Origin of the sequence: Flavobacterium sp. UBA5153, assembly GCA_002413745.1 — a bacterium.
Lineage (GTDB): Bacteria > Bacteroidota > Bacteroidia > Flavobacteriales > Flavobacteriaceae > Flavobacterium.
Genome location: DHXP01000061.1, coordinates 1 through 5,830 on the forward strand (window position 1 = coordinate 1; position 5,830 = coordinate 5,830).

Sequence of the window (5,830 nt, forward strand, 5' to 3'; positions counted from 1 at the left end):
ATTAATCGAATTCAGGTTAATAACAAAAATGTTAGAAAAATAGTAATAGATTTCAAGAATTTTAACATATTTTATTAGTTTATTATTACTTAAGCTGTAAGATATCGTGTCGCAGCTTAGCGATGTGGCGGTTTAGAGATTACTTTGTTTATCTAACTATGTTTTTGGGAAAATACCCGCGTTGAAAACGCTACGATTGTGCTCTAAATAAAATTGGCACTCGTTGCAAATGAGCACCAGTGGGGGATGCCGCTTCCATCAGGGCTAAAGATTTCGTTTCATTTTCATAATAACGAAAGAGAAAAATCATAAAATCTTGGAAACAGATTTTTCTAGTAAAGGCTAGCGCGAGCGTCCCGCTCGTGCCAATTTCAATTTATAATGTATTTACTTTTGTTTGTGTTCACGAGCGGGACGCTCGCGCTAGCGGGGGATGACGCTTCCATCAGGGCTAAAGATTACGTTTCATTTTCTTAATAACGAAAGAGAAAAATCATAAAATCTCGGAAACAGAATTTTTTAGTAAAAGCTAGCGCGAGCGTCCCGCTCGTGACTATTTGAAAGCTAATATTTTTTGTGCTGAATTCTTACTATTAGCATTTTCTATTAGTAAATTATCTAAATGTCTATTTGAAATTTTTAAATTGAATTGGTTTTCTATTTCAATTTTCAATGTATAACATTTACAAAAGAATGTTGAATATTCAGTATCAACATTTTCTAATTCTAGAAGATGTTTTAAACTATTTGGAACTTTTGATATGAAATACCTTAAGGCTTGTACTGCTCGTGTATCGTATATAAAGAACAATTCTGGTAAATGGAAATGCAAATATTTTGATACTAATGAACGCTTGTTAAGTTCGGTAATTTCATTTATTACTTTGGTCAAATAATAATGAGTTTGCAAAGCAAATTTTAGATTGTCAATTTCTAATGATTCAAAACTTTTGAGTTGAGTTAAATATTTGTCTATCTCAGATTTTCGAAATGCTGGAGCAACAGCATCAATGTAAAAATTGTCATTAATATCATTATTTTTTGTCTTTCGCCTTTCAATAGCAGCAGCATAAATTCTACCAATAAATAAAATTTTTGCTAAAATATGCTCATCATTAGTATGCTCAAAATTTTCTCTACACATTTTGTAAAGAATTTCGTTTCCAAAGTGCCATACATTGTTTTGCATAGCTTTTTCAATTTCTTCTAATGATAATTTATTCATTTTAAGTTAATTATGAAAATTAAGATTGTGTTCACGAGCGAGACGCTCGCGCTAGCGGGGGTCCAGCGTAAGAGGAAGAACAAAAGTAAATTATCTGGCGGACAAAAAAATGAAGTCTTTACTTCAAATGTGTGCTATGACTGCCATAAAATAAGACCCGCAACTCAAAGAATATTATCAAAAAAAGAAAGATGAAGGCAAAAACGGAATGCTCGTCTTAAACAATATACGTTGTAAAATTATTAGCCGAGTTTTCTCGGTAATTAACAGACAAACACCATACATTAACACCTATAAATTTGCCAGTTAAATTTAACATTTTTCAGTTGTTTTTTATCATAGAATGCAGAGCGGGTTTATCTTACGATGATGTTGTAATTTACTAATCTTACAGAATTTGAATAATATGTTTTTGCAATTTCTTTGATTGCATCAATTCTTCTTTTTTCTAAATCAAGTTCTTTATTTTCAGTTTTCTCAACTTTGTCAGAAATTTGATTTATTAATTTCCCAACTTCTGGATAACAACTTGAACTACTGTCAATCATATTCAAATAAGACAAAGCATTTTCGTAATTTTTTGTTGCGATTTCAGATTTTGCTTTTGTTATATTTTCTTTACAAAGTCTTGATTGATAACCTTTATAATATACAAGTGCCTTTTTTTGAGCTTCTGCAAAACAATTGTTTCCATTTTCTGGAATTGATTGAAGTAAACTTATTGCTTGTGCAAAATCTTGTTTTGCGTAAAGATTCGTTGCTTTGTTTTGAATACTTGCGCAATTTTCATTAAAATATTTGTAAATGTTTTCTTTTCCCTTGGTAATAAATTCTATTAAATCTTTATCTGTTACTTTTATTAATGAAAATGCATTTGTTATTGCAAGTTGTTCTGTTTTTCCACTTCCTTTTATTTTCTTTGAAATGATATTAAATGATTTGTTTGACGAAATCTGTTTTATATTTAAAGTTAAATCAATTGTTGTAACAGTTATATTTTCCATTCCGCCTTGAACCATACTTGTATCGTCAATATTAATTACGGGAAAAACAACAAAATCATTGTTATATCCGTAGGTTACAACTCCTGATTTGTTTATTAAATTAGATAATTTACTTTCTAATTTTGTAATTTGAACTTCATTTATTTTTTGACTTGGTACAGGAAGAATTAAGCCAAGAGTAAAATCAGCATTTTGTGCAAAACTAAAATTTGCTAAAATTATTGAGAATAATAAAAATATTTTTTTCATATCTAATTGATTGTTAAATAAATTGTGCTTCCTTTTATTTCTTTACTTGGTTCTAAGCCAAGCGTTTTTAAATACTTAAATATTTCGAGTGCAAACTTATTTGTAGTGAAATTATTTTGATTTTTATCCTTAATTGGAATTTTGACATCATCAAAAAGCATTTTCAAGTTTGTAGTTCCTTGAATATGGTAATTATTATTGAAAGAATTTGTTGAAAACCATTCTTCAAGAACATCAGATAATGCAAGTTTGTCATTTCCGATTTGGCTTGTCATGGTAAATGGAGAGTTTTCAGAAAAAGAAAAATCTACCAAAACAGAACGGCCATTTTTTTGAATATCAGCAAATTTTAAATTCATAGTTGCGATAAATTCTTCCATACATTTATCAACTGCTTTTGCTACAAGTCTTCCTGTATCATCTGTTTCAAATTTACCAGAATTACTAACTTTATTTGAAAGTGAATTACCAGTTGATGTGTCGTAAGAAGAAATAATAATACTGGCACTTGTGCCAGTATTATCTTTTTTTGTGTCAACTTCAGAAACTACATAAACATCGCAACCCGACATTTCAATAATTTTCGATTTTATATCAGTTTGATTATCAGATGTAAAAACTTGATTATCTTTTGCTATTTTTAGTTTTCCAACAAAATCAACAGTCGTAAAGCCACGACTATCAAAACCTTCTTTTATTTTTGTAATTGCAATTCTGCTGTTTATGTTTTCATCTAAAATTGTTCTTAAATCTTCTCCATCTTTTGTAAATGGAATTACCATTATTTTAGGTAATTGAGTTGAAGTTTGGGCTAGAGTAATTGCTGTTGTAAAACAAACAATTAATGATAATATTAATTTTTTCATAAACTTATTCGCTAATTATTTCACATTTTAAATTTGCTCCAGCTTCTGATTTAGTTGTAATATCTCCTCCACCAGATAATACATTACAAATAGAAAAGTTTTCATCTTCAACTTTTTCAACGACAATTTTTCCAATTTCTTTTTTTCTAGGTATTTTTTTACCATCCACCATTAATGATGTTAATTCGAAAACTTTTAAAGTTGTTGTTGGTTTTAATCCAATTGCAGTTCCACCAGAAATTAAAACTTTTGTTGCTTCATTAGTAGCATTTTTTGCCTCAATGCCTGCAATGGAAGCTGTAATTTTAAAATTATCCTTTATGAATTTTTCAATATTTGGTTTAATTATTTTTAAAGCTACATCAAAAGCTCCTTTGCCTTTTGCATCGGCAGAAAATTTTTCTGATGCCATAATTTCTCCAGTTGTAACATCAATTACTCTAATGCTAAATGAAATTTTAGCATTTCTACTCATCACATTAAAGTAAGAGTAATTATCTTGTTTTTCTTCAAACTCAGCTTCTGATATATTTCCAGTAACTATGTAACTAGCTCCCATAGATTTAGATTGTTCAACAACTTGACCATCAATGTAGTCAGCACTTTGTTGCATTTTTTTTTCACCTTTAATTTGCTCCATTTTTTCCCTTTCCACCAATGTAAATCTTTTTGCACTCAAAAAAGCTTCGGCTACTGCATCTTGAATAGCAATTATATTTGTACTTTCATTTTGTTTTCCCCTATTGTAATAATTGCTATTTTCATTAGAAGATGCTGATTTAAAAGGCATGATTCCAACTACTGTTTTAGTTTGTGAAAATCCTGTAAATGTTAGTAGCGTTAAAATTGCTGTTAGGTAAACGTTTTTCATTTTTCTTTTTTAAATTGGTTTATTATTAATTTATACTATTCTGTTTGTTTTCTTTAAGCAGTTTTTCTTTTGTGGTTTGTTGAGTGAATCTTACTGCCAACTTGCGCATAAGTCTGATTATATATGACTTATTATACCTAAATCAGGTCGCTTTGCCTGATAAATGTCAGTGTTTATTTATTTTCAAATATATAACTTAATACCGAAAAGACGGATAAAAACACAATGCTTTTTATATCATTTTCAAAAGTAACTTCTTTTGTTTTAGGTATTTTACGGGAAACCGTAAAAGGGTGTTTTTTTTGTAATTTTTTTTTTAGCCCAGATGGAAGGGAAAATCCTTTTTTGATAAAACGCGAAGCAAGTTTTATCAAAAAAGATTGGAATGACAGCTGGAAATAGCTCCTGAAAAAAATTCTAAAATCTGCAATCTTTTCACTAAATTTGCACTCCAATAAAAGGAATTAGAATATGTTAGATAGACTTCAAATAGTAAAACAGCGTTTCGACGAGATTTCGGACTTGATTATTCAGCCCGATGTGATCAGCGACCAAAAACGTTATGTGCAATTGAATCAAGAATATAAAGGATTGAAAGCCTTGACCGAAAAGCGTGATGAATACGTGCTTTTGATGGGCAATATTGAAGAAGCTAATGAAATTATAGCGGATGGAAGTGATGCGGATATGACTGAAATGGCCAAAATGCAACTCGATGAAGCGAAAGAAAGATTGCCAGAATTAGAGGAAGAAATCAAGTTTATGTTGATTCCAAAAGACGAGGAAGATGCCAAAAACGTGATGGTCGAAATTCGCGCCGGAACAGGTGGCGATGAAGCCAGTATTTTTGCGGGAAATTTGTTTAGAATGTACACCAAATATTGCGAAAATAGAGGTTGGAGAACTTCGGTTGTGGATATGAACGAAGGAACTTCGGGTGGTTTCAAAGAGGTGATTTTTGAAGTTACAGGCGAAGATGTTTATGGGACTTTGAAGTTTGAAGCCGGTGTTCACCGTGTGCAACGGGTACCGCAAACGGAAACGCAAGGTCGTGTCCACACCTCGGCAGCGACGGTTATGGTGCTTCCGGAAGCCGAAGAATTTGATGTTCAAATTGATATGAACGATGTTCGTGTCGATTTTTTCTGTTCTTCTGGACCTGGAGGACAATCGGTAAATACAACAAAATCAGCGGTTCGTTTGACGCACATTCCTACGGGTTTGGTGGCGCAATGTCAGGATCAAAAATCTCAGCATAAGAATAAAGATAAGGCTTTGACGGTTTTACGTTCTCGTTTGTACGAACAGGAATTGGCGAAAAAACAAGCCGAAGATGCTACTAAACGTACTTCGCAAGTGAGTTCTGGTGACCGTTCTGCAAAAATCAGAACTTATAATTACTCGCAAGGACGTGTGACGGATCACCGAGTGGGATTGACGTTGTATGATTTGGGAAATATTATGAATGGTGATATTCAGAAAATTGTTGACGAATTGCAATTGGTCAACAATATGGAAAAACTGAAAGAAGCCAGCGAGGTATTTTAAAAGAGAAAAGAATAAAGAGAAAAGAATAAAGAGAAAAGAATAAAGTGTCTAGTCCTGAAAAAACGAT

Annotated in this window: 5 protein-coding genes; 1 reads left to right on the plus strand and 4 read right to left on the minus strand. The window is 31.4% G+C overall.

Translation table 11 applies throughout. The features are described from left to right. Window positions 1-553: 553 nt before the first annotated feature. The 4 genes from B2145_RS12135 to B2145_RS12150 form a co-directional block, all read right to left on the minus strand. Window positions 554-1,225 (minus strand): hypothetical protein, encoded by a 672-nt coding sequence (locus tag B2145_RS12135; protein ID WP_291102612.1) that lies wholly within the window; start codon window positions 1,223-1,225, stop codon window positions 554-556. 356 nt (window positions 1,226-1,581) lie between these two features. Beyond that, window positions 1,582-2,478 carry a hypothetical protein gene (locus B2145_RS12140; RefSeq protein ID WP_291102614.1) on the minus strand — a complete coding sequence of 299 codons (897 nt, stop codon included), beginning with the start codon at window positions 2,476-2,478 and terminating at the stop codon, window positions 1,582-1,584. A gap of 2 nt (window positions 2,479-2,480) precedes the next feature. Further along, complete coding sequence (locus B2145_RS12145; RefSeq protein ID WP_291102616.1) at window positions 2,481-3,344, minus strand: DUF6175 family protein; 864 nt, start codon at window positions 3,342-3,344, stop codon at window positions 2,481-2,483. A 4-nt stretch (window positions 3,345-3,348) separates the two neighbouring features. Next, complete coding sequence (locus B2145_RS12150) at window positions 3,349-4,215, minus strand: CsgG/HfaB family protein (protein WP_291102618.1); 867 nt, start codon at window positions 4,213-4,215, stop codon at window positions 3,349-3,351. A gap of 471 nt (window positions 4,216-4,686) precedes the next feature. On the opposite strand from B2145_RS12150, the gene prfA reads away from it, so the two are divergent. Beyond that, entirely contained in the window at window positions 4,687-5,763 is a 1,077-nt protein-coding gene (gene prfA / locus B2145_RS12155; protein ID WP_291102620.1) for a peptide chain release factor 1, read from the plus strand. Window positions 5,764-5,830: the final 67 nt, after the last annotated feature.

Coding starts and splice junctions, on each gene's coding strand:
- B2145_RS12135 (WP_291102612.1), bottom strand. CDS start 1,225: ATGAATAAATTATCATTAGAAGAAATTGAAAAAGCTATGCAAAACAAT.
- B2145_RS12140 (WP_291102614.1), bottom strand. CDS start 2,478: ATGAAAAAAATATTTTTATTATTCTCAATAATTTTAGCAAATTTTAGT.
- B2145_RS12145 (WP_291102616.1), bottom strand. CDS start 3,344: ATGAAAAAATTAATATTATCATTAATTGTTTGTTTTACAACAGCAATT.
- B2145_RS12150 (WP_291102618.1), bottom strand. CDS start 4,215: ATGAAAAACGTTTACCTAACAGCAATTTTAACGCTACTAACATTTACA.
- prfA (WP_291102620.1), top strand. CDS start 4,687: ATGTTAGATAGACTTCAAATAGTAAAACAGCGTTTCGACGAGATTTCG.